Raw genomic sequence first — 24,995 nt, 5'->3', positions numbered from 1 at the left:
GTGCACGGCCCTGTTGGCGCGTCAACGCGTGAGTGAGCAGAGGCAACGCCCAGTTTCTCCACTCGCGACACTAAGTCCCGGCCGTGTGTAATATGTCGCCGTGCGCTCCGTGACCAGCAGTTCGAACCCGCTTCCCGGCTCGGCGCCCGTCGTGGAGGGGAAGTACGGGGGCCTCGTCCTGCGGCTGCTGCGGACGCAACCCGGGCTGTCGCGCAGCCGGCTCTCGGAGATCACCGGGCTCTCGCCGACCACCGTCACGAAGGCGGTGACGCCGCTGATCGCGAGCGGATACGTCGAAGAGACCGGCAGCGGGGCCGAGTCGCGGATCGGGCGCCCGGCCATCGGACTGCGGCTGGTGCCCGACGCCGTCGCGGTGTGCGGCGTTCAGATCGGCGTCGGCACCGTGCAGGCCGCGTTGGTCGACGCCGTCGGCGCCACCCAGCGGACGATCCAGTTCACCTTTCCCGAAGACCGCGACGCCGGGCAGGTCATGACCGACGTCGCCGAGCGCGTGCGCGCGGAGCTGCTCGAGACGGCGGCGACCGAGGTCATCGCGCTCGGCGTCGGCGCGCCCGGGCCGGTGGACGCCGAGCGGCGCGTGAACCTCATGGCCGTGAACCTGGGCTGGCGCGACGTGCCGATGGCCCGGATCCTCGAACGCGTGTGCGGCCGCCCCGCGACCGTCGAGCACAACGTGCAGAGCATGGCGCTCGCGGAGAACCGCTTCGGGCAGACCGGCCGCGACATCGCGTTCGTGCACGCCCGGACCGGCGTCGGCCTGGGGCTCGTGCTGCGGGGCCAGTTGTTCGCCGGCGGGCGTCACGGCGTGAGCGAGCTCGGCCACCTGCAGCTGGTCGGTGACGGTGAGCTGTGCGCGTGCGGGGCGCACGGGTGCCTCGAAACCGTCGCTTCCGAACCGGCTCTCGCCCGGCGGCTGGCCGCGGTCGGGCACGAACGGCCCGGTCACGCGCCGCTGTCCGCGATCGATCGGGCGGCGATCGCGGACCCGGCGCTCGACGGCGTGCGTACGCAGTACCTAGGTGACCTCGCGACCGGGCTCGCCAGCGTCGTGAACCTCTTCAACCCCGAACTGATCGTCGTCGGCGGCATGCTCGCGAACGCGTCCGACGTGTTCCTGGGCGACCTCGCGACAGCGACGCGCGAACGCGTTTTCCCTTTGCTGCGGGAATCCTTCCAGGTGCGGCGGACCAGTTTCGGTGACAACGCGGGCACGGTCGGCGCGGCGGCCACCGCGCTGGAGCAGTTCTTCTACACCGCGCCCGCCGACCGCGAGTTCTCGCCGCTCGACGCGCTTTCCGGGGCCAGGTAAGAGCTTTCCAGCGGATCACCGGTCGCGGCCAGCCACCCGGCGACGTGCCGGCGGCACCTGCCCAGCTCGTCCGCGAACGCGGGGTCCGCGGCCAGGTTGTGCAGGCAGCCGGGATCGGCGACGAGGTCGTACAGCTCCTCGGGCGCGCGGGTGGTGTAGAATGCGAAGCGCTCGGCGACCGCCGGATCGTCCTGCGCCGCGGCGACCATCGCCGGCCAGGTGAGGCCCTCCATGTTCTCGGCGCGGTAGGCGCGCCCGTCCGACCACGCGTTCCAGAGGTAGCCGAACCGGGCGTCCTGCGTGCAGCGCATTTCGAAGCGCTGCTTGGCCGACGTCTCGTGGAACACCGTGAACACGCGCTCGCGCCCGGCGTCCGGTTCGCCGCGCAGCAGCGCCAGCAGTGACCGGCCGTCGAGATCGGCGGGCACGGCGACGCCCGCCGCCTCGCAGAAGGTCGGGAACAGGTCGAGCATGCTCACGAACGCGTCGTCGCCGGCGCTGCCGGGTTCGGTGACGCCGGGCCACCGCACGACGAACGGCGTCAGCGTGCTGCGCAGGTAGCAGTTGGCCTTGGCGAAGGGGAACGCCATGCCGTTGTCGGACAGGAACACCACGAGCGTGTCGGCCGCGGCGCCCGAACGCTCGAGCGCGTCGAGCACGGCGCCCACCACGTCGTCGCAGCGGCGGGCCGAGCTCAGGTACTCGGCGCATTCGGTACGCACGTCGGGCAGGTCCGGCAGGAACTCCGGGACCTCGGCTTCGCTCGCGTCGAACGTGCGGGACGGCGCGGGGTAGGTCGCGCGTTCTTCGGCCGTCCACTTGCCCGCTTCGGCGCGGCTGCCGTGGAACGGCCGGTGCGGGTCGTGCGCGTTGGCCATGAGGAACCACGGCCGTCCACCCGCGGCGGCTTGGGCGAGGAATTCCTCCGTGGCCCGGCCGTACGCCGCGGGGTCGCGCCCCAGCCCGAGCTCGCGCATACCGCGGGCCACGTCCCAGCCGAAGCGTTCGACGGGCTGGAGGTGGTCGACCTTGCCGAGGATGCCGGTGACGTAGCCGGCTTCGCGCAGCAGATCGGTGAACACGCCGACGCCGTCGCGGATCGGCTCGAAGCCCTCGGCGCCGTTGCGGTGCGGCCACCGGCCCGTGAGGATCGCCGACCGGCTCGGCTGGCACACGGCCGCCGCGACGTGGGCGCGGCGGAACACCATCCCCTCCGCTGCCAGCGCGTCGAGCCGCGGCGTCGCGGCGGCAGGTCCGCCGAACGCGCCCGGCGTGCGGCCGTCCATGTCGTCCGCGGTGATCAGAAGGATGTTCGTCATGCCGCTCGCTTCCGGGCCGCCGGGGGTGGGCTCTTGTCAGGAGCAGCCCACCCTGTTAATTTCTCCGCTCGATAAAAAAACTTTCCCCGGGACAGAGCATAGGCGATGTCCGTCCTCCAACGAAGGTGGGTTCCGGTATGAGTCAGCTCGCCGCCCGGCTCTCGGCTGAGGTGCGCCCGCGGGGCGTCCGGCCGGGGCTCGTGTACTTCTTCGGTGCGCTCGGTGCCGTGATCTGGGGTTACGACAACGGCGTGATCGCCGGCGCCCTGCTCTACATCACCAAGGAGTTCCACCTGACCCCGGCGGCGCAGGGTCTGGTGTCCTCGTCGCTGTCGGTCGGCTCGGCGGTCGGTGCGATCGTCAGCGGTGTGCTCGCGAACCCGTTGGGCCGCAAGCGGTTGATCTTCCTCGCCGGGCTCGTCTTCGGCGTCGGTATCGCCGTGTGCTCGCTGGCCGTGTCGGTGCCGATGCTGATGGCCGGCCGCGCGGTGATCGGCGTCGGCATCGGGATCGTCGCGGTGTCGGTGCCCATCTACCTCGCCGAGATCTCGCCCGCCCGCATCCGCGGCCGCGTCGGCGCCTTGACCCAGCTGATGATCGCGTGCGGCATCCTGCTCGCCTACCTGGTGAACTACGCGCTGTCCTCGACGCACGCGTGGCGCTGGATGATCGCCGTCGCGCTCGTGCCGGCGCTGGTGCTCGTCGTCGGGATCTGGGTGCTGCCCGAGAGCCCGCGGTGGCTGCTGACCCGCGGCCGCGTCGACGAAGCGCGTGAAGGCCTGGCCCGGCAGGTGGACGAGCACGAGGTCGAGCGGGCGCTCACCGAAATGCGCGAAAGTCTCGCGCGGACCAAGCCGTCGTGGCGCGCCGCGCTGAAGCCGGGCTTCCGGCGCGTGGTGCTGGTGGCCGTGGGCGTCTCGATCCTCACTCAGCTGCTGGGCATCAACACGGTCGTCTACTACGCGCCGACGATCCTCAAGAAGATCGGCTTCAGCGACGAGGCCTCGCTGCTCAACACCATCGGCTTCGGCATCGTGTCGATCATCTTCACGGTCATCGCCACGCGCGTGATCGACCGCTGGGGCCGCCGGCCGCTGCTGATCACGGGCGGGCTCGTGATGGGTGCGAGCATGGCCGCGATGGCGGTGCTTTCCTGGACCACCGGGCTCACGGTCGGCGTCAGCGGATTCCTCGCGATCGCCTGCCTCACGGTTTTCAAGGCGACCTACTCGCTGTCGTGGGGCACGGCGACGCGCATCGTCGCGTCGGAGATCCTCCCGCTGAGCGTGCGCGGTTCGGCGCTGGGCTTCGCGGAGATCTTCAACTTCGCCTCGGTGTTCACGCTGTCTCTGGTGTTCCCGATCCTGCTGGCCGCCGGCAGCGGTACGGCGTTCGCCGTCTTCGCGGTGATGGGCGTGGTCTCGTGCCTGTTCGTGCTGGCCTGGGTGCCGGAGACGAAGGGCCGCACGCTCGAGGAGATCGAAGCGGGCGTCCGAAGTGGACAGCAGGCAGCGCGATGACCAACGTCGTCCTGATCCTCGCCGACGACCTCGGCTTCTCCGACCTCGGCTGCTACGGCGGCGAGATCGACACCCCGCACCTCGACCGGCTCGGCCGCGGCGGCGTCCGGATGTCGGCGTTCTACAACACGGCGCGCTGTTCGCCTTCGCGGGCGAGCCTGCTCACCGGCCGCCACCCGCACGAAACCGGCGTGGGCATCCTGAACGACGACCAGCGGCCGTGGGGGTACGCGGGCTCGCTCGACCCGGCGGTGCCGACTGTCGCGGAGCTGTTCCGCGAGGCCGGGTACGCGACCTGTCTGTCGGGCAAGTGGCACCTGTCGGCGCAGACCGACGTGCCCGACGAGACCTGGCCGACGCGCCGCGGGTTCGACGAGTTCCACGGCATCCTCGGCGGCGCGGGGGACTACTTCCACCCGCGCGCGCTCTACTCCGGCGAGCAACGGCAGCCGATCCCCGGTGCCGGCTACTACTTCACCGACGCCGTCGGCCGGCACGCGGCGGACTTCGTCGCGCGCCAAGCCGGCGCGGGCAAGCCGTTCTTCCTCTACCTCGCCTTCACCGCGCCCCACTGGCCGCTGCACGCACCCGAAGAGGACGTCCGCGGTTACGAAGGCCGCTACGACGAGGGCTGGGACACCTTGCGGCAGCGGCGGTTCAAGCGGCTGGCCGCCGAAGGACTCGTCGGCGACGACGCGGTCCTGAGCCCGCGCGACGCCCGCGAACCGGCGTGGGCGGACGCCGCGCACCGGGAGTGGCAGGCCCGCCGGATGAGCGTGTACGCCGCGCAGGTGACGGCGATGGACCGGGCCATCGGCCACGTACTGTCCACTGTGGAGGAAGCCGGCGTCGCGGACGACACGCTGGTGGTGTTCCTGTCGGACAACGGTGCCAGCGCGGAGGACCTGCCGCCCTTCGACGCCCCGAAGTTCCGCGAACGCCAGCCTTCGCACACCGTCGACGGCGCGCCGATGCGGATCGGCAACGAGCCGGCCATCGCGCCCGGCGGCGCCGACACGTTCGCCAGCTACGGCCGCGCGTGGGCGAACCTGTCCAACACGCCGTTCCGGCTCTACAAGCGGTGGGTGCACGAGGGTGGCATCGCGACGCCGCTCCTCGTCTCCTGGCCCGCCGGTGGCCTGGCGAACGGCACCGTCGCCCACGCGCCCCACCAGCTGACCGACGTGCTGCCGACCCTGCTCGACGCCGCCGGGCTCGAGGTGCCGGCGGGGCCGGGGACGTCGATGCTGCCGGAGTGGCGCGGTGAACCCGCCGACGACGGGCACACCCTGTTCTGGGAGCACATCGGCAACGCCGCCGCACGCCGCGGCCGCTGGAAGATCGTGCGCGAGGCCGGTGGGCCGTGGGAGCTCTACGACCTCGCCGAGGACCGGGCCGAGCTGCACGACCTCGCGGCCGGCTGGCCCGCGCTCGTCGCGGAGCTCGCCGCGGCCTGGCAGCGGTGGGCCGAAGAGGTCGGCGTGATCCCGTGGGAGACCATCCGCGCCCACTGAAGTGGATCACTCGTGTTAGTTTTGAAAGTGGAGAAAATATGGGAGGGAGCCCCATGGGCAGCGCGACGTGCGACCGTCGGCCCAACATCGTGATGATCCTGACCGATGATCACGCCTCGCACTCGATCGGCGCGTACGGCTCGGTCGTCAACCGCACGCCGCGCATCGACGAGATCGCCGAGCACGGCTGGCGCTTCGACAACTGCTTCGCCACCAACGCGTTGTGCTCGCCCAGCCGCGCGTCGATCCTCACCGGCACCTACAGCCACGTGAACGGCGTGACCACGCTCGTCACCCCGATCGACGCGAGCCAGCCGACGTTCATCAGCCAGCTGCGCGAAGCGGGCTACCGCACCGCGATGATCGGCAAGTGGCACATGGGCGACGGAGCCGGCCACGACCCGCAGAACTTCGACTACTGGGACGTCGTGATCGAGCAGGGGGAGTACTGGAACCCGCGCTTCCTCTCCGCCGACGGCCTGCGCACGGTCGAGGGCTACGCGACCGACATCATCACCGACCTCGCCACGGACTGGGTCGACGGGCTCGACGGCGACGACCCGTGGTGCGTGCTGATCTACCACAAGGCCCCGCACCGGCCCTGGGAACCGGACGAAAAGCACCAAGGGATGTACACCGACCCGGTGCCGCTGCCCGCGACGTTCGACGACGACTACGCCACCCGCTCGTCCTCGGCCCGGCGCGCCGCCGTGCGGCTCGCGGAGAACCTCAACGAGGAGGACCTCAAGGTCACCCCGCCCGAGGGGCTGAGCTACGAGGAGCTGGCGATCTGGAAGTACCAGCGGTTCATGGAGGACTACCTGGCGTGCGTGGCCAGCGTCGACGACAACGTCGGCCGCGTGATCGACTGGTTGCGCGCCCGCGGGGACTTCGCCGACACGCTGCTGATGTACGCCTCCGACCAGGGCTTCTTCCTCGGCGACCACGGCTGGTTCGACAAGCGCTTCATGTACGAGGAGTCGTTGCGGATGCCGTTCGTGCTGAGCTACCCGCGCCGGCTGGCCGCCGGCGAGGTGTTCACCGACCTGGTCACCAACGTCGACTTCGCCCAGACGATTCTCGACGCCGCGGGTGTGGCCCACCACCCGCGCATGCAGGGCCGCAGCTTCTGGCCCGACCTCGCCGGCGAACCGGCGCAGCCCCCGGCGGCGGGGATCTACTACCGCTACTGGGAGCACGACGACAAGTTCCACCGCGCGCCCGCGCACTACGGCTACCGCGGCGAGCGGTACAAGCTGATCTACTTCTACAACGACGGGCTCGGCCTGCCCGGCACCGGGCCGTTCACCTACCCGCCGGAGTGGGAGCTCTACGACCTGGTGACCGATCCCCAGGAACTGCGCAACGTCTACGGCGATCCGGCGTACGCCCAGATCCGTGAGGAGCTCAAGACCTCGATGTGGCGGGAACAGGCCCGGCTGGGCGACAAACCGCACCCGAGCCAGCCGCGGCCGGCGGGGGTCTGAGTGAGCCCGCGCTGGTACACCGAGTGCGAGGAACCGGACTACCGCTTCACGCTGGCCAACGAGCGCACCTTCCTGGCGTGGCTGCGCACGTCGCTGGCGCTGGTCGCCGGGGCCGTCGCGCTGACCCAGATGGTGCCGCCGTTCGCGATCGCCGGGGTGCGCACGGGGCTGGCGGTGTTGCTCGCGGTGGCCGGGACCGTGCTGGCCGGGCTGGCCTACCGGCGGTGGGCGAGCGTGCAGCGCGCGATGCGGCACCGCCGGCCGTTGCCGATGGATTGGCTGCCCGCGGTGGTCGGCGTGGTCGCGGCGCTGACGGGCCTGGTGGTGGTGTTCGTCGTGGTGGTGCGGTGAGCGATCGCGGGTTGCAGCCCGAACGCACCGCGCTGGCGTGGCAGCGCACGGGCCTGTCGGCGGCGGTCGTGGCCGCGTTGCTGCTGCGCACCGGGTTTGTGGCCGGTTCCGTGCTGGATCTGGCGGCCGGTGTGGGCGCGGTCGTGGTGGTCGTCGTCGCGTGGCTGACCGGGCGGCGCCCGGGCGCTCGGCGGTGGCCCCTTCAGGTTTCGGCCGGTGCGGCGTGCGTCACGGCGCTGCTGGTGACCCTGCGGTTAGTGTGCGAGTAGGAGGTGCTCGTGTCCCACTGTTGTCCACCGTCCCGGTCGTCCGGGTCCTCGGGTGAGGTTGCGCTCGGTCCGGCGACCAATGCCGATGGTCTGCTCGTGTTGCCGGGTGGCACGTTCCGAATGGGCACCGACGACGCGGACGGGTTTCCCGATGACCGTGAGGGTCCGGTGCGCGAGGTTACCGTGGCGTCGTTCGCGATCGACGCGTTCGCGGTGACGAACGCGAAGTTCGCGGAGTTCGTGGAAGCGACCGGGTATCGCACGGAGGCCGAGGAGTTCGGCTGGACGTATGTGTTCGCGAAGTTCGTGCCGGCGGCGTTGCGCAAGGGTGCGCCGCGGCCGCAGCAGACCCCGTGGTGGATCGGTGTCACCGGCGCGTCATGGCGGGCGCCGGAGGGCCCGGGCAGCGACGTCGACGCCCGGCTGGACCACCCCGTGGTGCACGTGTCCTGGAACGACGCCGTGGCCTACTGCCGGTGGGCCGGGCGGCGGCTGCCCAGCGAAGCCGAATGGGAGTACGCCGCGCGTGGTGGTTTGGATCAGGCGCGGTATCCGTGGGGTGATGAGCTGACCCCGGGTGGGGAGCACCGGTGCAACATCTGGCAGGGCCGCTTTCCCGTGCGCAACACGGAAGAGGACGGCTACGTCGGTACGGCGCCGGTGGATGCGTTTCAGCCCAACGGGTTCGGTTTGTACAACGTGTCGGGCAACGTGTGGGAGTGGTGCGCGGACTCGTTCGACCCCGGGAACCGGTCGATGCGGGGCGGTTCGTACCTGTGCCACGAGTCCTACTGCAACCGCTACCGGGTGGCCGCCCGCACGGGCAACACCCCGGACAGCTCCAGCGGCAACACGGGCTTCCGCACCGTCGCCGACGTTTAGCGACCACACCCGGGGCACGGGGTGCTCCAGGTGGGTTCGATCAACCGCGGTGGCACAGCGGTTCGAAGAAGAGCGAACCGTGGCTTGCGGCGGCGGAGGCGATGGCCTCCGCCACGTCGAGGACCACCTTGTCGGCCCGGTCGGACGGCCACGCCAGGACAAGGTGGTTCTCGGGCTGCTCGGCCAGCGGCACGTAGCTCACCCCGGCTGCCGGATAAAGCCGCGCGACGCTGGTGGGAAGCACCGCGACCGCACCTTCCCACGCTACGCACTGGATGTACTCGGAGAGCGAGCGGACCACCGGCCCGATCCGGTGTTCACCCCCGTGGCCCGACGAGCCGGGGTTGCCGAGCCAGTATTCGCGCCACAGCGGATCGGTGTCAGGCGGGAGCTGGCACCACGAGTGCGTGCGGAGCTCACCGGATGCGACCTCCGCGCGCTCTGCCAGCCGATCGTCCGACCGGAGCACCGCGACCAGCGGTTCGTCGCCCAACGAGCAGGTGGCGATGCCTCGGGTGTCGAACGGCAGCCGGGTGATGGCGATGTCCGACTGTCCCGTCGGCAACCCCGCAGCCGGAGTGGTGATTCCCTGCACCCGGACGCGAAGGGACAATTCGGGGTACCGCGCACCCAGCACGTCTCGGAGCTGAGAACTGAGACCGGCGACGAATCCGGCGACCGCTTCCGATACGACGCCGATCGTCAGTGTTCGGCTCCGTCCCGCCGAACGGGTACGCACTTGGGCTCGTTCCACCCGGTTCAGGATATCTCGAGCCTCGTCCAACAGAATGCGTCCGGAATCCGTGAGCTGAATCGGGCGCACCGATCGGTCCAGCAGCGAGCAGCCGAGTTCCCGTTCGAGCTCTTGGATCCGCTGGCTGAGGGGAGGCTGCGACATCTGCAGTCGTGCGGCGGCGCGCGAGAAACTGAGCTCTTCCCCGACCGCGACGAAGTAGCGCAGCTGCCTCAGGTCCATGACCAGTCATTATATCAAGTACCCGGCCTCGTCGGGCGAATTGGTCTTTGACCGGGAGAGGTCGCAGGGGATTCCCTTGAGGCATGCAGTATCACGACTCCTCAGACATGAAATACCTGGCGGCGCTGAAGAAATCCGCGCCCGCCGAGTACAAGAAGTTCATGGATTACCAGGACGTGGTTTCGCGAGAGGATGGCGAAATTCCTCGTCGGTACCGCGAGCTGATCGCGATCGCCGTCGCTCTGACCACGCAATGCGCCTACTGCATCGACGTGCACACGTCGGCGGCGCGTGAGCAAGGCACGACCTCCGGGGAACTCGCGGAGGCCGTGCTGATCGCCGGCGCCGTTCGGGGCGGCGGCGCAGTCGCTCACGGGCTCCTGGCCATGAAGCTGTACAACGACCCGGACGCGGGCCACGGTCATGCGCTCGACCCGGCATGACCGGGACGAGTGCCGTGGTGGACCCGGTCGCGCTGACACCGGTCGAGGAAATCCGCATCACCACGCTCGTGGACAACGTCTACGACGGCCTGCTGGAAGACGGCCCCTTCACCACCCGCGAAACGTTCGGGCGGGCCAGCCGGCCCAGCCCGCAGTTCGAAGGCGGCCGCACCGAGGTCGGTTTGCTGGGCGAGCACGGGTTTTCTTCGCTGGTCACCGTACGACGCGGCGCTCGGGAGACCACCCTGCTGTTCGACACGGGGCTCTCTCCCTCGGCGATGGTCACCAACGCCGACCGGCTCGGCGTCGACCTGGACACGGTTGAGGGCGTGGTGCTCAGCCACGGCCACTTCGACCACACGGGAGGCCTGGCCGGGCTCATCGATCGCCTCCGCCGTGATCGGCTGCCCGTTTTGGCACACCCCGGGGTCTGGACCAAGCGCCGGATGGCTGTCCCGGGACGGGACGTCTTCGAACTGCCGACGTTGAGCAAGGAAGCGCTGGCCGAGCGGGGTTTCGACGTGATCGAGCGACGCGAGCCGTCGCTGCTGGCCGACGGCTGCGTGCTGATCACGGGCGAGGTTGTCCGGTCGACGGAGTTCGAGAAGGGGATGCCACCGTCCCACCAGGCGTGGCTCGACGGCGAATGGCGACACGATCCGTTGGTGGTCGATGATCAGGCCCTCGTCGTCAACCTGCGGGGCAAGGGCCTGGTCGTTCTGACGGGCTGCGGCCACGCCGGAGTGGTCAACATCGTGAAGCAGGCTCAACGCCTCACCGAAGTCGACCGATTGCACGCGCTGGTCGGTGGCCTGCACCTGGGCGGCCGCGCGTTCGAGCCGATCATCGACCCGACTGTGGCTGCCCTGGCCGAACTGTCGCCGACGTTGCTCGCGCCCGGCCACTGCACCGGCTGGCGCGCGCAGCAGGCCTTGGCTGCGGCCCTTCCCGCCGCGTGGGTGCCGAGCAGCAGCGGCTCGGTTCACCGCCTGCTCGCGCGCTGAGTCGCCGACGTGCTCCGCGCCTCGAGACCCGCACCGTGACCGTGCGAGCCCGGACCTCGACGGCGGAGGGCGTCGTGGGGTGAAGCCGTGACGTTTTCGAGGCGGCCTCTATTCCTTGGGGGAGAGGGCGACCACGATCTTGCCGACCTGGTCGTTGCGCTCCAGGTGGCGGTGCGCCTCGGCGAAATCCTCCAGCGGGAACACCTTGTCGATGACGGGAATGAGGTCGCCGGCGGCAACGCCCGTTCGGACGAAGTCGACCGCCGCCGTCAAACGCCGGCTGTCCGCCGCGAGTTCCGCAACGCCGAACCCGCGGATGGTGAGCCGCTTGAGCAGCAGCTCCATCACGTTCACGGTTGCCGGGGTGAAGTCGAGTACGCCGTAGACGACGAGCGTCGCGCCCGGGGCAGCGGCCTCGATCAAGGTGGCGAGGGTGGCGCCGCCGACCGGGTCGAAGATGACCCTCGCGCCTCGCTCGTCGGTCAGCTCGCGAATGCGGGCGACGACGTCTTCCTCGGTGGTGGCGATCACCGCGCCGGCGCCGGCGTCCAGAAGTTGTCGCCGCTTTGCGCTCGTACGCGTGAGTGCCACGGCTTTCGCGCCGACTCGGCCGGCGATCTGAACGGCCGCAAGGCCGACGCTGCTGGACGCGGCCGAGATCACCACGGTGTCCCCGGGTTGCGTGTTCGCGATGTCCACGAGCCCGCCGTAGGCGGTGATGTATTGCATCCACGTCGCGGCCGCCTGCTCGAAGGAAAGCTGATCGGGATGGGCCACGACGGCGTGCGCGGGCGCCAGAACCGCTTCGCCGTGCATCGGGTACGCGAGCAGGTCGAAGCCCGGCACCACGCTGACGGCTTGGCCGACGTGGAATTCGCTGACGCCGTCGCCGACCGCCGCGACGAGCCCGGCAACCTCGAACCCCAGCCCGGAGGGGAGGACCGGGGCAACACCGTACTGTCCTTGGCGAAACAGGGAGTCCGCTCGGTTGAGCCCCCAGGCACGGGCGTGGATCAGGACCTCACCGGCAGCCGGCGCCGGCTCGGGAACGTCCTCGAGCTTCAGGACTTCGGGACCACCGATCTCGTGGAAGCGGACGTTACGGCTCATGGTGAGACTCCTCGGGAAAAGGGGACTACTCGGATTGGGCGAGGCGGGTGCGGCGCGACGGGACCTTCCGTCGGCTGTCGCGCCCGTGATCGCTCGGATCGGCGCCCACCGATTATTTCGCTCGACATACCACGCTGCGCGACCCTATATGTCGTTCGTCATACATGCAACGGCGGTACACTCAGCCCATGGCTCGACGTTCAGACACCAAGAAGCGCATGGTCGGGGCCGCCCGCCAGCTCATCCGCGAACACGGGTACCACTCCATGGCGCTGTCCGACGTGGTCGAGCGCAGCGCCTCGCCCCGCGGGTCGGTCTACTACCACTTCCCGCAGGGCAAGGTTCAGATGGCCGCCGAAGCGGCTGAGGTGCACACCCGCGAGCAGGTCGACCTGATCACCCAGCTCGCCGGAGAGGCTGCCTCGCCCGAGGGCTTGGTCCGGGCCTACGTCGAGCGAGCCCGTGAAGGCATGCTGGCCAGCGACTACGGACGTGGTTGCACCATCGCGCCGCTGGTCCTCGAGGTCGGCGGGGCTTCCGAGGAACTCGGCGCCGCCAGCCGGCGCGCGTTCGTCCTGATGGTCGAGACCCTGGCGCTCCAATTCGTGGTGCTCGGCGCCGACACCGCCGACGCCCGCGAGCTCGCGCACGCGACGGTGGCGGGTGTCGAGGGAGCGATGGTGACCTCGCGCGCCCTGCGCAGCCCCGAGCCGTTCGACGCGGTCCGCGACACCCTGGTCGGGCGCGCTCAGGCCTTCGCTGCGGTCCGCGACTGACACGCGAGTCAGGTGAATCACTCCAACTATGGCCGAAAATTATGTCGCTCGACATAGATAGATGTTAGTCTCGGTCACGGCGGGCGGGCCACGTCGCCGTCCGTTGCGGGGGTTGGCCGCCAGTCCGCATTGGACTCACGCACCTCGTGCGAGGACCTTGGCCGGACGGTCATCGTCTCGCCGCGACGTGTCCTCACTCGTTCCCGGCAACTCGGCAGGCAGGAGATTTCAAAGATGGCTTCAATCCTCATCACCGGCGCCTCGCAGGGCATCGGCCGGACCATGGCGCTGGAGCTCGCCCGGCGCGGGCACCGGGTCATCGGCACCGCCCGCAATCCGGACAGCCTGGCCGACCTGCCCGTCGCCGAGCGGCTGCGGCTGGACGTCACCGATCAGTCCAGTGTGGACGCCGCGGTCGCCGCTGCCGGCGAGATCGACGTCGTGATCAACAACGCCGGCGAGACCATGCGCGCTCCCCTGGAGAGCGTTCCCGTCTCCGAGGTCGGCCGCTTGTTCGACCTGAACACGCTGGGCGCGCTGCGGGTCGTCCAGGCCGCCCTGCCCGGCATGCGCGAACGCGGGTCCGGCCACCTGGTGTTCGTGTCCAGCATCCAGGGCCGAATGGTGTTGCCGATCATCGGCCCGTACGGGATGAGCAAATGGGCGGTGGAAGCCATGGCCGAAGTGCTCGCCATCGAAACCGGGCACTTCGGTGTGAAGGTCAGCGTCATCGAACCGGGCGTGGTGGCCACGAACGGTGGCGCGAAGGCAAAGGTGTACCGCGCGGACGACGACCCGTACGGCCCGCTGTTCGACGAGTTGGTCAAAACCCGCGGCGAGGTCGTGACACCGGAAGAAGTTGCGACGGTCGTAGCCGTTACGATCGAGCAGCAGAACCCGCCGCTGCGCGTGCCGGCCGGTGCGACCGCGGTCAAGATCCTGGCCGCCCGCAAGGCCGCACCCGAGGACGAGGTCTTTTTCCCCTTCGACATCAACTGGTGACCCGCCGGCCCGACCTCTCCGTGCCGTCCGCGCGTCACGGGCCGCTTCGGTGAGCGCCGCGTTCGAGAATCAACACCGGGCAACGATGAAAGGCCATTCTCGGATGAACGATATTCGACAACGGGGTCCTGCTCCGGCGAAGGCACTGGTCTTGGGTGGCGGGGGACCCGTCGGCGCGTCGTGGGAAGCGATGGTGCTTCTCGAACTCGGCACGGCTGGGCTCTCGGCTGCCGACTGTGATGTCGTGGTGGGCACGTCGGCGGGAGCGATCGTCGGCGCTTGGCTGACGATGCGTCCGCACGGCCTCGCTGCGCTGCCCGACCGGATGCGCGAACGGGCGGCCTGGCACGCCGATCGCGCCACGAACGGCCGCAGCGACCGCGACAAGCTTACGCGCCTGCTGGCCAAGAAGTCCGAGGCCGGCGCGCCTTCGATGGTGGCGATCGCCCAGGCCGCGGTCGAAGCGGAGCCGCCACTGTCGACCGCGGAAGCCGAAGCACTGTGGAAACTCGGATCACCCGAGGGCTCGTGGCCGCGCAACCTGGCGATGGCGAGCGTGAACGTCAAAACCGGCGAAGCACACACCTGGTCGGCCGACGACGAAATCCCGGTAGCCGTCGGCATCGCGTGCTCCACCGCGGCTCCGGGCGTCGCGCCGGCCGTCGACGCCGCCGGCGCCGTCTGGGTCGACGGCGGAGTCCGCTCCGCCACCAACGCCGACCTGATCCTCAACGCAGCCAACGGACACGGTGACCTGCTCCCCAGCGGGGGCAAGGTCCTGATCGTGGCCTGCCGGCCCGCGGACGACATCGCACGCGAGAACTCCATCCTCACCCAGCACGGCTACGACGTGCGGGTCCTCGTCTCCGACCCCTACTACCAGAAGCCCGCCGATTTGCTCGACTCACGTTTCATCGACGCAGCAACGGAAGCAGGCAGACAGCAGGGGCGCAAAGCCGCCGGAGACCTCAAGGCGTGGTGGAACGAACAGTAGCTGCACGAGGTGTCGACGTCGATGGCGCGGCTGTGGAGCAGTGGCGGGTGGTGTCGATGGGCGAGTACTTCTCGTTCCGCCTACCCGGAAGGTCCTGAATGGACCGTCCGGATTGTCCGCGCGTACCAACTGCGCACCCCACGGGTGATTTCGGGTGGGAACCCTTCTGGCTTGTGTTTTAAAAGTCAGCTGAGCTACGCTGGGACAGGTGCTGCCTGTGATGCCGCACGTGGGATTCCGGGAGGTTTCAGCTATGGCTCGACTCTTGGTCGTCGGCGCGGGGGCGACGGGTGCCTACTTCGGTGCGCGACTCTTGCAGGCAGGCAACGACGTGGCGTTTCTGGTTCGGCCACGACGTCGTGAGGTGCTGCGTGAGCGCGGCCTGCGCATCGTGAGCGCGGAGCGTACGGAGGTGCTGCACCCCGAGCTCCTCGTCGCGGGGGAGCTCTCCGGCGCGTACGACGCGATCTTGCTGTCGGTCAAGGCAGCCGCGCTGCCCGCCGCGATCGAGGATTTCGCCCCGGCCGTGGGACCGGAACCGGGAATCATCCCCTTCCTGAACGGCATGGCCCACCTCGATGTCCTCAACGACCGATTCGGCTCCGGTGCGGTGCTGGGCGGGGTGGTCAAGGTCGTCACGTTCGTCGACGAGAACGGCGACATCCGCCAGCTCGCGCCGCTCGCGGACATGGTCATCGGTGAGCAATCCGGCCAGCAGACGCCCCGGCTGGCCGCGCTCGCGCGCGACTTCGGGTCCGCCGGCTTCCCGTTCGCGACGTCCGACCGGATCGTCACGGAGATGTGGCACAAGTGGGTGTTCATCGCCTCGGCCGGTGCGATTACCACCCTGCTGCACGGCAATATCGGCGAAATCGCCGCCGTCCCCGGGGGAGCGGACTTCGCGACGGAGGTCGTGTCGGAAGCGGCGGCCGTGTCCGCCGCGGCCGGCCACCCGATGACCGGCCAGGAGTTCGCGACCACCAGGGGCCTGCTCACCGCGCACGACTCGGCCTTCGCTCCCTCCTTCTACCGGGACCTCTCCCGCGGCCTGCCCACCGAGGTCGAACACGTCTTCGCCGACCTCGTGCTGCGCGGCGAGAAGCTCGGCGTCGAAACCCCGCTGCTGAAGCTCGCGACCATCAACCTGCGGGTGCACCAGAATCGGGTCCTGGCCGCCTGACCGGCCCAAGGCGACGGAGCTGCAGCGCGACGCGCATCAACGAACCACAGTGGACGCTGGAGCTGAGCTGCACGGGATGTGGGTCGGCCCGGGCGCCCCGAGGGTCCCCTCGGGGCACCCGGCGCGTCAGAGGGCGGGGTGCAGGCCGCGGACCGGGCTCAGCGTTTCCAGCAGCGAGGCGAGGTGCAGGATCGTCGACTCGGCGTGCCAGCCGGCCGCCAGCTGCACACCGATCGGCAGGCCGTCGCCGGACGTGCCGAACCGCAGGGACAGGGCCGGGAGCCCGGTGAGGTTGAACGGCACGGTCGTCGACATCACGTGGAAGATGCTGAGCGTCTTGCCGTCCAAGGTGAGTTTCGTGGTCCCGTGCTTGTGCGCGGGAACCGTGGTCACCGGGAGCAGCAGCGCGTCGTACTGCTGGAAGTACGCCGCGAAGCCGTCCCGCAGCCGCTCGACACCCTGCTCGGCCAGCACGTAGTCCTCAATGGACGTCCCGGGTGCGTCGCGCATGAACTTGGACGCGGTGTACATCTGGTCGGTGTGGCCCGCGGTGGCCTCCGCGTAGGACGGCTTCACCTCCATGACGTGCTGCAGGGTGAACAACTCGAGCGGGGTGTCCCGCTCGAGAGCCGGGATGCTCACGGCCTCGACGTGCACCCCCGCACCGCGCAGCGCTTCGGCCGCCGCCGCCACGGTTGCCGCGACCTCCGGGTCGACCGGGCCGAGTCCGGAGTTGACCAGCCAGCCGACGCGAACGGTCCGCTCCGGCGAGAAGCCCGAACCGGCGTCGAACGCCGCCGGAACGGTCGAGGAGAAGCCGTCGGCACCGTCGGGACCGGACAGGAACGAGTACGCCAGCGCGAGGTCGCGGATGGTGCGGGCCATGGGGCCGGCGTGCCAGTCACGGCGCGGCTCGCGCGGCCAGATCCCCGTCATCGGAATGCGCCCGTGCGTCGGCTTCAGGGCCACGATCCCGGTGTTGGCGGCCGGCCCGCGCACCGAGATGGCCAGGTCGCTGCCGAGACCGATCGGCGACATGCCCGCCGCGATCGCGCCGGACTCGCCGCCGCTCGAACCGCCGGCCGTGCGGCTGAGATCCCACGGGTTGTTCGTCTCGCCCGTCAGGGCGTTGTCGGAATCGACCGCGTACGAGAACTCCGGGAGGTTGGTCTTCGCGAGGAGGACCCCGCCGGCGCGCTTCATGCGCGCCACCGCCGTGGCGTCCGTGTCCGGGACGCGGCCCGCGAAGATCGGCGAACCGCGCTGGGTGAGCACGCCGGCGGTGTCGAACGAATCCTTGACGGTGAAGGGCACCCCGTGCAGCGGCCCCACCTCCACGCCCGACGCCAGCTCTTCGTCCGCCGCTTTCGCCGCCTCCAAGGCGCCTTCGGCGACCGAGACGATGGCGTTCACCTTCGGGTTGACGGCCTCGATGCGGTCGAGGTGCGCCTGCACCACCTCGACGGAGGACACCTTCTTGGTGCGGATCAGCTCCGCGAGTTCGGTCGCGTCGGAGCGGATGAGGTCGGTGGACATGGCTGTTCCTCTCTTAGACCGGTCTACTAGTAACGGGCAGCACTGCGGGACCCGGTACCCCGCAGGCAGAGTCTGGTCGGTCAGACGTGAAGGACCTGGCGCGTGACCGCCATGGCGCGGTCGAGCTGGCCCGGGTTGCCGTGGATCTTCGCGATCATGCTGGCCCCGAGCCACAGGTCGTACAGGCTCTCGGCCGTCGCGCGGGGGGTGTCGTCGATGGACACCGACCCGTCCGCGACGCCATCGGCGATCATCCGCTCCAGCCGGTCGACGATCGCCGCGGTCCCCGACTTCGTCGTGACCCGCATCGCTTCCGACAGGTCGGCGATCTCCGCACCCAGCTTGACGACCAGGCACCCACCCTGGCAGTCGTCCGCGGCTTGCGTGTCGTAGAAGTACTGCCAGTACTGCATCAAGTGCTCGGCCGAGCTCTTCTCCGCACGGGCGACGATGCCGTCCATGGTTGCGAAGTAGTCGTCGAAGTAGCTCTTCATCATGGCCTCGCCGAAGGCGTCCTTCGACTCGAACCAGTGGTAGAACGACCCCTTCGGCACGCCGGCAGCGGTCAGCACCTCGTTGATGCCGACCGCGGCGTAACCCTTGGCCAGGACGATCCGCCGTGCGGCGTCGAGGATGCTTTGGCGCGTTTCCACCTTGGGGGCTGGCATGGTGTCACCGTAGCAGGCGATTAGACCGGTCGTCTAGAGATCTGTGGCCGACTCTCTGCGCGCGGGCCCGATCGGGCTGGAGGTCAGGGCCTCGCTTGCACCGTGATGGTGACTGCGGGCCTGGGGTGTTCTGCGACTTCGCAGATGCTGCTCGGCTCGATCGTCGCGACGATCTTCTCGGCCGTCGCCTGGCCGACCGACGCGTCGCCGTCGTCGAAGCGCGAGGTCGCGTTCTTGACCACGGTCGCGTGGTCCTTGCCCTGAGCGAGGTCCTCGCACAGGTTCTCCACACCGTCGATCGCGCGATCCAGGTGCGCGATCAGCCTGGGGTCGATCTGATGCAGCAGCGCCGCGACGAGGGTCCGCTCCGCCGATTCCACGAAGACGTTCCGCGGCGGCGCCGAAGCCGCGGGCGCTACCGGCGCCGACTGCCGGCTGCCGCAGCCGGCGAGGAGGACCAGAGCGCTCAAGATCACGAGAAGTTTGCGCACAGTGCTACAGCGCGATTTCGCCCAGTTTCGTTACGGAGTCGAGGTTCGAGCGCCGGCCTGGTCATCCGCCTAGGGGGCGAGGTCGTCCTCACCGGGCGGGTGCTCGTCACCGGTCAGCCGGCCCACCACTTCGAACAGCTCCGGCAGGTGCGCCTCGTAGACACCACGAGGTGTGGTGCCGTGTTTGGTGCAGAGGAAGGCGGCGGCCGCGGTGGCGATCGCGTGCCGGCCGCCGTTGGCCATGAACTTGGTCGAGCCGCCCGCGACGTGGGTGACGCTGATGTGCTTGCCCGCCATCATCAGGTTGGACACGTCGGCGGAGTACAGGCACCGGAACGGGACTCGGTAGGGCAGCCCGTCGCGGGTGTCCCAGGTCCAGTTCTTGAGCCGGAAATCGTACTTGCGGTGACCCGCGTGGTGCAGGCAGAACGCGCCCGAGTTCAGCGCGACGCCGTCGTCGAAGGGCGTGTGGTCGCGGATGTCGTTTTCGGTGAGGAGGTAGTCGCCGAGGTAGCGGCGGTATTCGCCCTTGGCGGTGACGTGGGCGACCCAGTCGAATTCCAGGTTGGCGTAGGTCACCGGCTCTCGGCGCTTGATGTTGGCGAGCGTGCCGTACAGGGCGCGGAGCAGGTGATCGCGGACGTGCTCGCCGCTGGTGTAGAGATCGAGCGACTGGCCGTACTCCCAGAAGTGGGTACCGGGGAACCGGCCCATCGTCAGCCGCGCGCGAAGCCGTTCCGGGAGCTTGCGCATGAGCTTGCCGACGGTTTTCCGGTACGGCGCACCCTTTTCGGCTGTCCTGGCGAACTGCGCTTTGACGCCGTTTCCGGCGATGGGGCCGGGGACGTTGTCGACTCCGGGCTTCGCGACCTGTCCCGTGAGCTTGGCGAAGTCCTTCGCGACGTGGCGCGCCCACGGCACATCGGGGAAGTCGACCGGGGCGCCGGCCAGGTGGGTGCGGAAGAACAGCGTGTTGCCGTGGTGGGACTCGACCCGCTTCCGCGGAGCGAGCGGCTCGCCGAATTCGCTGCGGGCCTCCTGGCCGAAGAGGGTTCGGGCTCCGGTCAGGAGGCCGAGGATCGCGGTGCCGGTGCAGTCGATGAACACCGGTGCCCGGTAACGGAACTCGGCGCCGGTTCGTGCTTCCCGCGCGTCGACCGAGGCGATGCGTGATCCGTCGGAGCTCGCGTCGAACACCCGGTGCTCCAGGAACAGCGAGACGTTCGGCTCGGCCTCGAACACTTTGGCGGCGTGCAGGTCGCCGTCGTCGGAGCGCTCGACGAGTTCGGCGATCAACGGTGCCGACTTGCCCTGCGGAGTGAGGCCGATTTCCTTGCTGGCGTTGCCGCCCAGCAGAGGCCGGTCCTGGAGGAGTGCGACCCGGCAGCCCAGCCGTGCGGCCGCGAGCGCCGCGGCGCACCCCGTGACTCCGCCGCCGACCACGACGACGTCGAACTCACCGCCGTCACCCGGTTCCGGCGGGAGCCCGAGGAGCTGCTTGCGCCACGGGCGAGGAGCCTCGTCGGGTGGTGGTTCGCTGGTCAGGCTCAGGAAGATCGCGTCGCAGCGCCCGTCGAAGCCGGTCAGGTCGTGCAGCGCCAGCCGCACCTCGCCACGGCTGAGCGGGACGGTGCCGCCGGGCTGCCAGGACCAGTCCCGGCCGTGCGTCCCGAATTCGGCGGCCAGCCGGGTTCCGTGCACGGTGAGGGAGAAGCGCCCCGGGTGGTGCTCGGGCACCCAGTCCTTCGTGCGGACCCACACGTGGTACCGGCCGGTCTCGGGAACGGTGATGGTCGTCGTCGCGTCGGCAACCGGGCGGCCGAGACCGTGGGCGAGCAGGTACGGAGAACCCATCTCGGACTCGAACTGGGAATCCATCGTCCAGCCGCCGTGGTCGGCGAAACCTTCGGCTTCCACGAGGATCCCCGAACGGCTCCCGTGGGGGCGTGCGTCGGTCATCGGCGTCGGGCTCCCTTCGCGAATCGACGGGCTCGCAGCGATTCGACCAGTTTAGTTGCTCAACAGGACTGACTGTCAATCGTGGCGTTTTCCGCAGTCGGAACGGCAGGTAGAGTCGGTCGGAACGACGCGGCCACCACGAGGAACCGACTTGCCGGGAGGTGCCGGGATGCACGCGGTGCACCAGGGCGGGGCCCTCGGCGGCTCACTCGAGGCGTGGCGCCACAGCCACTTGGCAGAGCTGCCCGACGAGGTCCGCACGGCGATGCTCGCCGAGGCCTTCGTCGTCACGGTCCCGGCCGGGAACCTCATCGGGGAGACCGGCCGGCCCACGCTCGCGTTGATCCACTCCGGACTCACCCGCGTGGTGCTCGAGGGGCCGGACGGGCGGACCGCCACCGTCCGGTACGCGGGCACGGGGCAAGTGCTCGGGCTGACGTCGGCGATCGCCAACGGCTCACCGTGGCTGGGCTACGCGATCACCGACTGCCGGATCACCTTCCTCAACCCGGAAACGCTGCGCCGCTTCGGACAGACGGACCCCCGGGTGGCGTGGTCGCTGGCCCGGCAGCTGGCCCGGGTGTGTTACGAGGTGATCGACACCCTGGGTGCCAACGTGTTCGGCACGATCGACCAGCGCGTGAGCCGGCACCTGCTGGAGCTGGCCGTCCGGCAGCCGGAGGGCCTCGTGGTGGTGGCCGACCAGCACGAGCTGGCGCGGTCGGTGGGGTCGGTTCGCGAAGTGGTCGCGCGCTCGTTGCGCTCGTTGCGCGAGCGTGGGGTGTTGCGCCGGTTGCCGAAGGGCGGATTGCTGATCGTCCGGCCCGAGGTCCTCGAAGGCATGGCGGACACCTCGCGCGAGTGACTGCTGACCGGGTCAGTCCTGGTCCAGCTTGACCAGCACCTTGCCGTTGTTGGTGCCGGTGAGCAGCAGCCGGATCCCGTCGGGGGCGGCCTTCAGCCCGTCGATGACGTGCTCCTGGCAGCGGAGTTCGCCGCGCCGCACCCGGGGCAGCAGGTCGGCTTCGGCCACGTCGAAGCGGTCCTGGTGGTCCAGGTAGATGAAGCCCTCCATCCGGACCCGGTTCGGCAGCAAGTGGAACCAGTTGCGCAGCGGCACCGGGCCGCTGCCGGCGTAGCGGGACACGGCGCCGCACAGCACCACCCGAGCGTTCACCGCCAGCTGGGGCAGCAGCGCGTCGAGGATCGCCCCGCCGACGTTGTCGAAGACCACGTCCACCCGGTCCGGGGCCAGTTCCGCAATCGTCGCCTCGACGTCCTGCTCGCGGTAGTTCACGCAGTCGGCCGCGCCGAGTTCGCGCACCTGCGCGCATTTTCCGGCGGTGCCCGCGACACCGATCACGCGGGCACCCGCGGCCACGGCGAGCTGCACCGCGATCGAGCCGACGGCGCCGGCCGCCGCGGTCACGACGACGGTCTCACCCGCGTGGGGACGCCCGATGTCGTGCAGGCCGAACCAGGCCGTCTGACCGGAGATTCCGAGCACGTGGAGGGCGGCTTGCGGCGGCACACCGTCCGGGATCTTGCGCAGCGCCGAGCCGTCGACCACGGCGTCCTCCTGCCAGCCCAGCAGCCCGGACACGCGGTCGCCGGCGGTGAAGCCCGGGTGCTGCGAGTCGGTGACGACGCCCGCGCCGAGCGCGCGCATCGCCTCCCCGAGTGGCGCCGGCGGCAAGTAGTTGCGCACGTCGTTCATCCAGCCGCGGGTCGCGACGTCCAGCGAGAGCCACCCGACCTTCACCAGAACCTGACCGTCGTGGAGCGCGGCCACGGGGGCATCGTCCTCGAAGCGCAGCACCCCGTCCTCGAGCGGCCCGGTCGTGGTGGCGGGCCGAGCGGCGAGAACGTAGCGCCGGGTGTGCGTCGGATTCGTCGACATGTGGCTTCTTTCCTTGCGTTCTTCGCGGGGCTGGGGGGACTCGCACGACATCTTGTTCCGCCGCGGGTTCCCGGGCAGTGACTTCGGTCCTGCGGCGGTCGCACCGGGGTTGTGTGCCTCCAGTTACAACCCGGCCGGAGCCAGGTCGCCGACAGCTCGGCGGCCCGCGACGACCATGGCGACGACACCCGTTCCGGGCTCGGCTCCGACGAGTCCGGAACGGGCCCGCGGATGAGGAGGAGACCGACGTGGCTGTGACCGAGAGCCGATTCGTCACCGTCGACGGCATGCGCACCCACTACCTCGAGGCCGGGCCGGTGGCCGGTCCCGCGGTGGTCCTGCTGCACTCGGGGGAGTACGGCTCGTGCGCCGAAGCCTCGTGGTCGGAGACCATTCCCGGGCTGGCGGACGCCGGCTACCACGTCTTCGCCCCCGACTGGCTGGGCTACGGCAAGACCGACAAGGTGATCGACTTCGCGGACCCCAAGGGCCGGCGCGTGCGGCACCTCGCGGCCGCGGTGCGTGCGCTGGGCATCGAATCCGCGGCCTTCGTGGGGAACTCGATGGGCGGGACGTACCTCGCCGAAGACCTCGCCGGCGAGGAGCCGCTCTTCCCGGCGGCCGTCGCGGTGCTGGCCAGCGGTGGCGGGTTCATCCCGTTCAACGAAGCCCGCTCCGCGATCCAGGAGTACGACCTCACCGAGGCCGGGATGGCGAAACTCCTGCGGACGGCCACGTACTCGAGCCGGCTGACCGACGACCCCGAATTCGTGGCCTGGCGCCACAAACTGAGCCTCGAGCCCGGCGCGTGGCAGTGCGCGGCGTCCGCGCGGCTGCGCCCGCCGGCGACCGGCGCGGCGCCCGCCCCGCCCGACCACGGCGGCGAGCACTTCGGCCGGAAGGATCCGATCGCCTACGAACGGTTCCGCGTCCCGGCCCTGGTGATCGCCGGCGCACAGGACCCGCTGCGTGAGCCCGGGTACGCCGACGAGATCGCCGGCCGGCTCCCGGACGCCGAACTGCACGTGTACGACGAGTGCGGCCACCTGCCCAACCTCGAACACCCGCGGCGGTTCGTCCGGGACGTGCTCTCGTTCCTGGAGCGCCGCTACCGCACGGCCGAATGATCGGGGCCCACCCGCTGGACTGACGTGTTGCGGCGGCCCGCCGAACTGGAGGGCAGCCGCAGAGATCGCCTGCAGGTCTACGGTGACGACGAGGAACAGGCGGGGAAGCGGGCGAACCGGCACCCGGGCATTCGTTGGCTCGAGCGGTGGGCTTCCCGGCCTGTGCACCACGAATTCGACTGAGGAGCACGCATGTCGCAGCCGCACGACGGAGGACCGGTCTACGCGCTCAACCTCTTCGACATCGCCGACCGGGAGGAGTACTTGGCTTACTCCCGGCGATCCCCGAGGGAGGTCGCCGCGCACGGTGGTCGCGTTGTCGCGCTGGGCCGGTTCCAGGAGTCGATCACCGGGGACGTCGAGCCCCGCAAGGTCATGATCGTCGTCGAGTGGGAGTCGCGCGCGGCGTTCGACAGCTACCGCACCGACCCGGCCCTGGCCGACCTGCACCCGCACCGGGAGAACGGCTCGTCCTCGTACGTCTGGCACCTGTTCGACCGCCTGGACGACCTGCGCCCCCTGCTGCGGCCGGAGTCGTAGCGCGCCGAGTGCCCCGGCCTGCCGGGGATGGAGGGCGAGCGCCGACCCCGCTCAGGCAGGGAAAGTCCACTCCGGACACCCCGGCTGCTCGAACTCGGCCGGGTGAAGACCCGCGACCGGCCACCGGGCCCGACGATCCGCACCGCGGTCGTCGGGCCCGTCGGTGCGCCGAATCCGTGCTGCGCCACCGCGGTCGGACGGTCGCGTGACCTGAGTTACGCGCTGCTTTGCCCCGGTGCGGCCACCGTGATTCGCTCCATGGCGACGTGCTGCTCTTGTCTTGTTCAAGGAGGAACGCGATGAGTGTCTACATGCTCGCCGGAACCGACGTCCACGACCCTGAGGCACACCAGGCCTACATCCAGGCCGCGATCGCCAGCCTCGAAGGGTTCGATGCGTCGATCAAGGCGTTGTGCGACGAGAACAAGACGGTCGAGGGACGAAAGTCCCCGGGGCGGCTCATCATCGTCGAATTCGGCAGCCGGGCGGAGTTCGACCGCTGGTACGAGTCCGAGACTTACGTGAACGCGCGACCGCTGCGCCATTCGACGGCCGCGACCGACCACCTGTGGGTCACGGCCGACGCGTGATGATCGCAGCACAGCGTCGAGGAGTTC

At 69.9% G+C, this 24,995-nt stretch carries 25 protein-coding genes; 17 read left to right on the top strand and 8 right to left on the bottom strand.

Annotated features, from left to right (window positions below; genetic code table 11):
* Positions 1-100 precede the first annotated feature (100 nt).
* Positions 101-1,330 carry an ROK family transcriptional regulator gene (locus ACIA77_RS24310; protein ID WP_395888247.1) on the top strand — a complete coding sequence of 410 codons (1,230 nt, stop codon included), beginning with the start codon at positions 101-103 and terminating at the stop codon, positions 1,328-1,330.
* Here the strand turns inward: ACIA77_RS24310 and ACIA77_RS24305 are convergent.
* Positions 1,270-2,649, bottom strand: a complete 1,380-nt coding sequence (locus tag ACIA77_RS24305) for a sulfatase (RefSeq protein ID WP_395888246.1) — start codon at positions 2,647-2,649, stop codon at positions 1,270-1,272. The genes ACIA77_RS24310 and ACIA77_RS24305 overlap by 61 nt on opposite strands.
* Before the next feature lie 137 nt (positions 2,650-2,786).
* Between ACIA77_RS24305 and ACIA77_RS24300 the strand changes: the two genes are divergently transcribed.
* The 6 genes from ACIA77_RS24300 to ACIA77_RS24275 are packed head-to-tail and all read left to right on the top strand — an operon-like array spanning position 2,787 to position 8,672.
* Complete coding sequence (locus tag ACIA77_RS24300) at positions 2,787-4,169, top strand: sugar porter family MFS transporter (RefSeq protein ID WP_395888245.1); 1,383 nt, start codon at positions 2,787-2,789, stop codon at positions 4,167-4,169.
* Positions 4,166-5,683 (top strand): arylsulfatase, encoded by a 1,518-nt coding sequence (locus ACIA77_RS24295; protein ID WP_395888244.1) that lies wholly within the window; start codon positions 4,166-4,168, stop codon positions 5,681-5,683. The genes ACIA77_RS24300 and ACIA77_RS24295 overlap by 4 nt, the downstream gene beginning before the upstream one ends.
* A gap of 53 nt (positions 5,684-5,736) precedes the next feature.
* Positions 5,737-7,170: a sulfatase gene (locus ACIA77_RS24290; protein WP_395888243.1), complete on the top strand. Its 1,434-nt coding sequence runs from the start codon at positions 5,737-5,739 to the stop codon at positions 7,168-7,170.
* Entirely contained in the window at positions 7,171-7,521 is a 351-nt protein-coding gene (locus ACIA77_RS24285) for a YidH family protein (RefSeq protein ID WP_395888242.1), read from the top strand.
* Entirely contained in the window at positions 7,518-7,790 is a 273-nt protein-coding gene (locus ACIA77_RS24280; protein ID WP_395888241.1) for a DUF202 domain-containing protein, read from the top strand. The genes ACIA77_RS24285 and ACIA77_RS24280 overlap by 4 nt, the downstream gene beginning before the upstream one ends.
* A 9-nt stretch (positions 7,791-7,799) precedes the next feature.
* A complete protein-coding gene (locus tag ACIA77_RS24275) occupies positions 7,800-8,672 on the top strand; it encodes a formylglycine-generating enzyme family protein (protein WP_395888240.1) in 873 nt (290 codons plus the stop codon).
* Between the two features lie 40 nt (positions 8,673-8,712).
* Here ACIA77_RS24275 and ACIA77_RS24270 read toward each other — a convergent pair whose 3' ends face one another.
* A complete protein-coding gene (locus ACIA77_RS24270; protein WP_395888239.1) occupies positions 8,713-9,648 on the bottom strand; it encodes a LysR family transcriptional regulator in 936 nt (311 codons plus the stop codon).
* A gap of 83 nt (positions 9,649-9,731) precedes the next feature.
* On the opposite strand from ACIA77_RS24270, the gene ACIA77_RS24265 reads away from it, so the two are divergent.
* Both ACIA77_RS24265 and ACIA77_RS24260 read left to right on the top strand, forming a co-directional pair.
* Positions 9,732-10,091, top strand: a complete 360-nt coding sequence (locus ACIA77_RS24265; protein WP_395888238.1) for a carboxymuconolactone decarboxylase family protein — start codon at positions 9,732-9,734, stop codon at positions 10,089-10,091.
* Positions 10,088-11,095, top strand: a complete 1,008-nt coding sequence (locus tag ACIA77_RS24260; RefSeq protein ID WP_395888237.1) for an MBL fold metallo-hydrolase — start codon at positions 10,088-10,090, stop codon at positions 11,093-11,095. Before ACIA77_RS24265 ends, ACIA77_RS24260 begins: the two co-directional genes overlap by 4 nt.
* 108 nt (positions 11,096-11,203) lie before the next feature.
* Here ACIA77_RS24260 and ACIA77_RS24255 read toward each other — a convergent pair whose 3' ends face one another.
* The gene (locus tag ACIA77_RS24255; RefSeq protein ID WP_395888236.1) at positions 11,204-12,205 is read right to left on the bottom strand and encodes a zinc-dependent alcohol dehydrogenase family protein; all 1,002 of its coding nucleotides are present in this window, start codon (positions 12,203-12,205) and stop codon (positions 11,204-11,206) included.
* Positions 12,206-12,393: 188 nt separating this feature from the next.
* On the opposite strand from ACIA77_RS24255, the gene ACIA77_RS24250 reads away from it, so the two are divergent.
* The 4 genes from ACIA77_RS24250 to ACIA77_RS24235 all read left to right on the top strand — a co-directional run bounded on the left by ACIA77_RS24250 (position 12,394) and on the right by ACIA77_RS24235 (position 16,157).
* Positions 12,394-12,981, top strand: a complete 588-nt coding sequence (locus ACIA77_RS24250; RefSeq protein WP_395888235.1) for a TetR/AcrR family transcriptional regulator — start codon at positions 12,394-12,396, stop codon at positions 12,979-12,981.
* A gap of 234 nt (positions 12,982-13,215) precedes the next feature.
* Positions 13,216-13,983, top strand: coding sequence for an SDR family oxidoreductase (locus ACIA77_RS24245; RefSeq protein ID WP_395888234.1), 768 nt, complete (start codon positions 13,216-13,218; stop codon positions 13,981-13,983).
* 49 nt (positions 13,984-14,032) lie between these two features.
* A complete protein-coding gene (locus ACIA77_RS24240; RefSeq protein ID WP_395888233.1) occupies positions 14,033-14,977 on the top strand; it encodes a patatin-like phospholipase family protein in 945 nt (314 codons plus the stop codon).
* A 253-nt stretch (positions 14,978-15,230) separates the two neighbouring features.
* Complete coding sequence (locus ACIA77_RS24235) at positions 15,231-16,157, top strand: 2-dehydropantoate 2-reductase (protein ID WP_395888232.1); 927 nt, start codon at positions 15,231-15,233, stop codon at positions 16,155-16,157.
* Between the two features lie 126 nt (positions 16,158-16,283).
* Here the strand turns inward: ACIA77_RS24235 and ACIA77_RS24230 are convergent, their stop codons facing one another.
* The 4 genes from ACIA77_RS24230 to ACIA77_RS24215 form a co-directional block, all read right to left on the bottom strand.
* Positions 16,284-17,693: an amidase gene (locus ACIA77_RS24230; protein ID WP_395888231.1), complete on the bottom strand. Its 1,410-nt coding sequence runs from the start codon at positions 17,691-17,693 to the stop codon at positions 16,284-16,286.
* An 80-nt stretch (positions 17,694-17,773) separates the two neighbouring features.
* Complete coding sequence (locus tag ACIA77_RS24225) at positions 17,774-18,361, bottom strand: TetR/AcrR family transcriptional regulator (protein ID WP_395888230.1); 588 nt, start codon at positions 18,359-18,361, stop codon at positions 17,774-17,776.
* Between the two features lie 83 nt (positions 18,362-18,444).
* The gene (locus ACIA77_RS24220) at positions 18,445-18,741 is read right to left on the bottom strand and encodes a hypothetical protein (RefSeq protein ID WP_395888229.1); all 297 of its coding nucleotides are present in this window, start codon (positions 18,739-18,741) and stop codon (positions 18,445-18,447) included.
* 180 nt (positions 18,742-18,921) lie between these two features.
* Positions 18,922-20,811: an FAD-dependent oxidoreductase gene (locus tag ACIA77_RS24215; RefSeq protein WP_395888228.1), complete on the bottom strand. Its 1,890-nt coding sequence runs from the start codon at positions 20,809-20,811 to the stop codon at positions 18,922-18,924.
* A gap of 169 nt (positions 20,812-20,980) precedes the next feature.
* Here ACIA77_RS24215 and ACIA77_RS24210 point away from each other — a divergent pair, with 169 nt between their 5' ends.
* Positions 20,981-21,676: a Crp/Fnr family transcriptional regulator gene (locus ACIA77_RS24210; protein WP_395888227.1), complete on the top strand. Its 696-nt coding sequence runs from the start codon at positions 20,981-20,983 to the stop codon at positions 21,674-21,676.
* Positions 21,677-21,688: 12 nt separating this feature from the next.
* Here ACIA77_RS24210 and ACIA77_RS24205 read toward each other — a convergent pair whose 3' ends face one another.
* A complete protein-coding gene (locus ACIA77_RS24205; protein ID WP_395888226.1) occupies positions 21,689-22,711 on the bottom strand; it encodes an NADP-dependent oxidoreductase in 1,023 nt (340 codons plus the stop codon).
* Between the two features lie 248 nt (positions 22,712-22,959).
* Here ACIA77_RS24205 and ACIA77_RS24200 point away from each other — a divergent pair, with 248 nt between their 5' ends.
* The 3 genes from ACIA77_RS24200 (at position 22,960) to ACIA77_RS24190 (ending at position 24,968) form a co-directional block, all read left to right on the top strand.
* Positions 22,960-23,838 carry an alpha/beta fold hydrolase gene (locus tag ACIA77_RS24200; protein ID WP_395888225.1) on the top strand — a complete coding sequence of 293 codons (879 nt, stop codon included), beginning with the start codon at positions 22,960-22,962 and terminating at the stop codon, positions 23,836-23,838.
* 192 nt (positions 23,839-24,030) lie between these two features.
* A complete protein-coding gene (locus tag ACIA77_RS24195) occupies positions 24,031-24,378 on the top strand; it encodes a DUF1330 domain-containing protein (RefSeq protein ID WP_395888224.1) in 348 nt (115 codons plus the stop codon).
* Positions 24,379-24,677: 299 nt separating this feature from the next.
* A complete protein-coding gene (locus ACIA77_RS24190) occupies positions 24,678-24,968 on the top strand; it encodes a DUF1330 domain-containing protein (protein ID WP_395888223.1) in 291 nt (96 codons plus the stop codon).
* The last annotated feature ends 27 nt before the right edge of the window (positions 24,969-24,995 follow it).

The sequence above is a fragment of the Amycolatopsis sp. NPDC051903 genome (assembly GCF_044452505.1).
In the GTDB taxonomy this organism is placed as follows: domain Bacteria; phylum Actinomycetota; class Actinomycetes; order Mycobacteriales; family Pseudonocardiaceae; genus Amycolatopsis.
This window is presented reverse-complemented; position numbering and strand designations above follow the sequence as displayed.

Bases quoted from the DNA above. Each gene is read 5' to 3' on its own strand.
- ACIA77_RS24305 (WP_395888246.1), bottom strand. From the start codon at position 2,649: ATGACGAACATCCTTCTGATCACCGCGGACGACATGGACGGCCGCACG.
- ACIA77_RS24300 (WP_395888245.1), top strand. From the start codon at position 2,787: ATGAGTCAGCTCGCCGCCCGGCTCTCGGCTGAGGTGCGCCCGCGGGGC.
- ACIA77_RS24295 (WP_395888244.1), top strand. From the start codon at position 4,166: ATGACCAACGTCGTCCTGATCCTCGCCGACGACCTCGGCTTCTCCGAC.
- ACIA77_RS24290 (WP_395888243.1), top strand. From the start codon at position 5,737: ATGGGCAGCGCGACGTGCGACCGTCGGCCCAACATCGTGATGATCCTG.
- ACIA77_RS24270 (WP_395888239.1), bottom strand. From the start codon at position 9,648: ATGGACCTGAGGCAGCTGCGCTACTTCGTCGCGGTCGGGGAAGAGCTC.
- ACIA77_RS24265 (WP_395888238.1), top strand. From the start codon at position 9,732: ATGCAGTATCACGACTCCTCAGACATGAAATACCTGGCGGCGCTGAAG.
- ACIA77_RS24260 (WP_395888237.1), top strand. From the start codon at position 10,088: ATGACCGGGACGAGTGCCGTGGTGGACCCGGTCGCGCTGACACCGGTC.
- ACIA77_RS24255 (WP_395888236.1), bottom strand. From the start codon at position 12,205: ATGAGCCGTAACGTCCGCTTCCACGAGATCGGTGGTCCCGAAGTCCTG.
- ACIA77_RS24250 (WP_395888235.1), top strand. From the start codon at position 12,394: ATGGCTCGACGTTCAGACACCAAGAAGCGCATGGTCGGGGCCGCCCGC.
- ACIA77_RS24245 (WP_395888234.1), top strand. From the start codon at position 13,216: ATGGCTTCAATCCTCATCACCGGCGCCTCGCAGGGCATCGGCCGGACC.
- ACIA77_RS24235 (WP_395888232.1), top strand. From the start codon at position 15,231: ATGGCTCGACTCTTGGTCGTCGGCGCGGGGGCGACGGGTGCCTACTTC.
- ACIA77_RS24230 (WP_395888231.1), bottom strand. From the start codon at position 17,693: ATGTCCACCGACCTCATCCGCTCCGACGCGACCGAACTCGCGGAGCTG.
- ACIA77_RS24225 (WP_395888230.1), bottom strand. From the start codon at position 18,361: ATGCCAGCCCCCAAGGTGGAAACGCGCCAAAGCATCCTCGACGCCGCA.
- ACIA77_RS24215 (WP_395888228.1), bottom strand. From the start codon at position 20,811: ATGACCGACGCACGCCCCCACGGGAGCCGTTCGGGGATCCTCGTGGAA.
- ACIA77_RS24210 (WP_395888227.1), top strand. From the start codon at position 20,981: ATGCACGCGGTGCACCAGGGCGGGGCCCTCGGCGGCTCACTCGAGGCG.
- ACIA77_RS24205 (WP_395888226.1), bottom strand. From the start codon at position 22,711: ATGTCGACGAATCCGACGCACACCCGGCGCTACGTTCTCGCCGCTCGG.
- ACIA77_RS24195 (WP_395888224.1), top strand. From the start codon at position 24,031: ATGTCGCAGCCGCACGACGGAGGACCGGTCTACGCGCTCAACCTCTTC.
- ACIA77_RS24190 (WP_395888223.1), top strand. From the start codon at position 24,678: ATGAGTGTCTACATGCTCGCCGGAACCGACGTCCACGACCCTGAGGCA.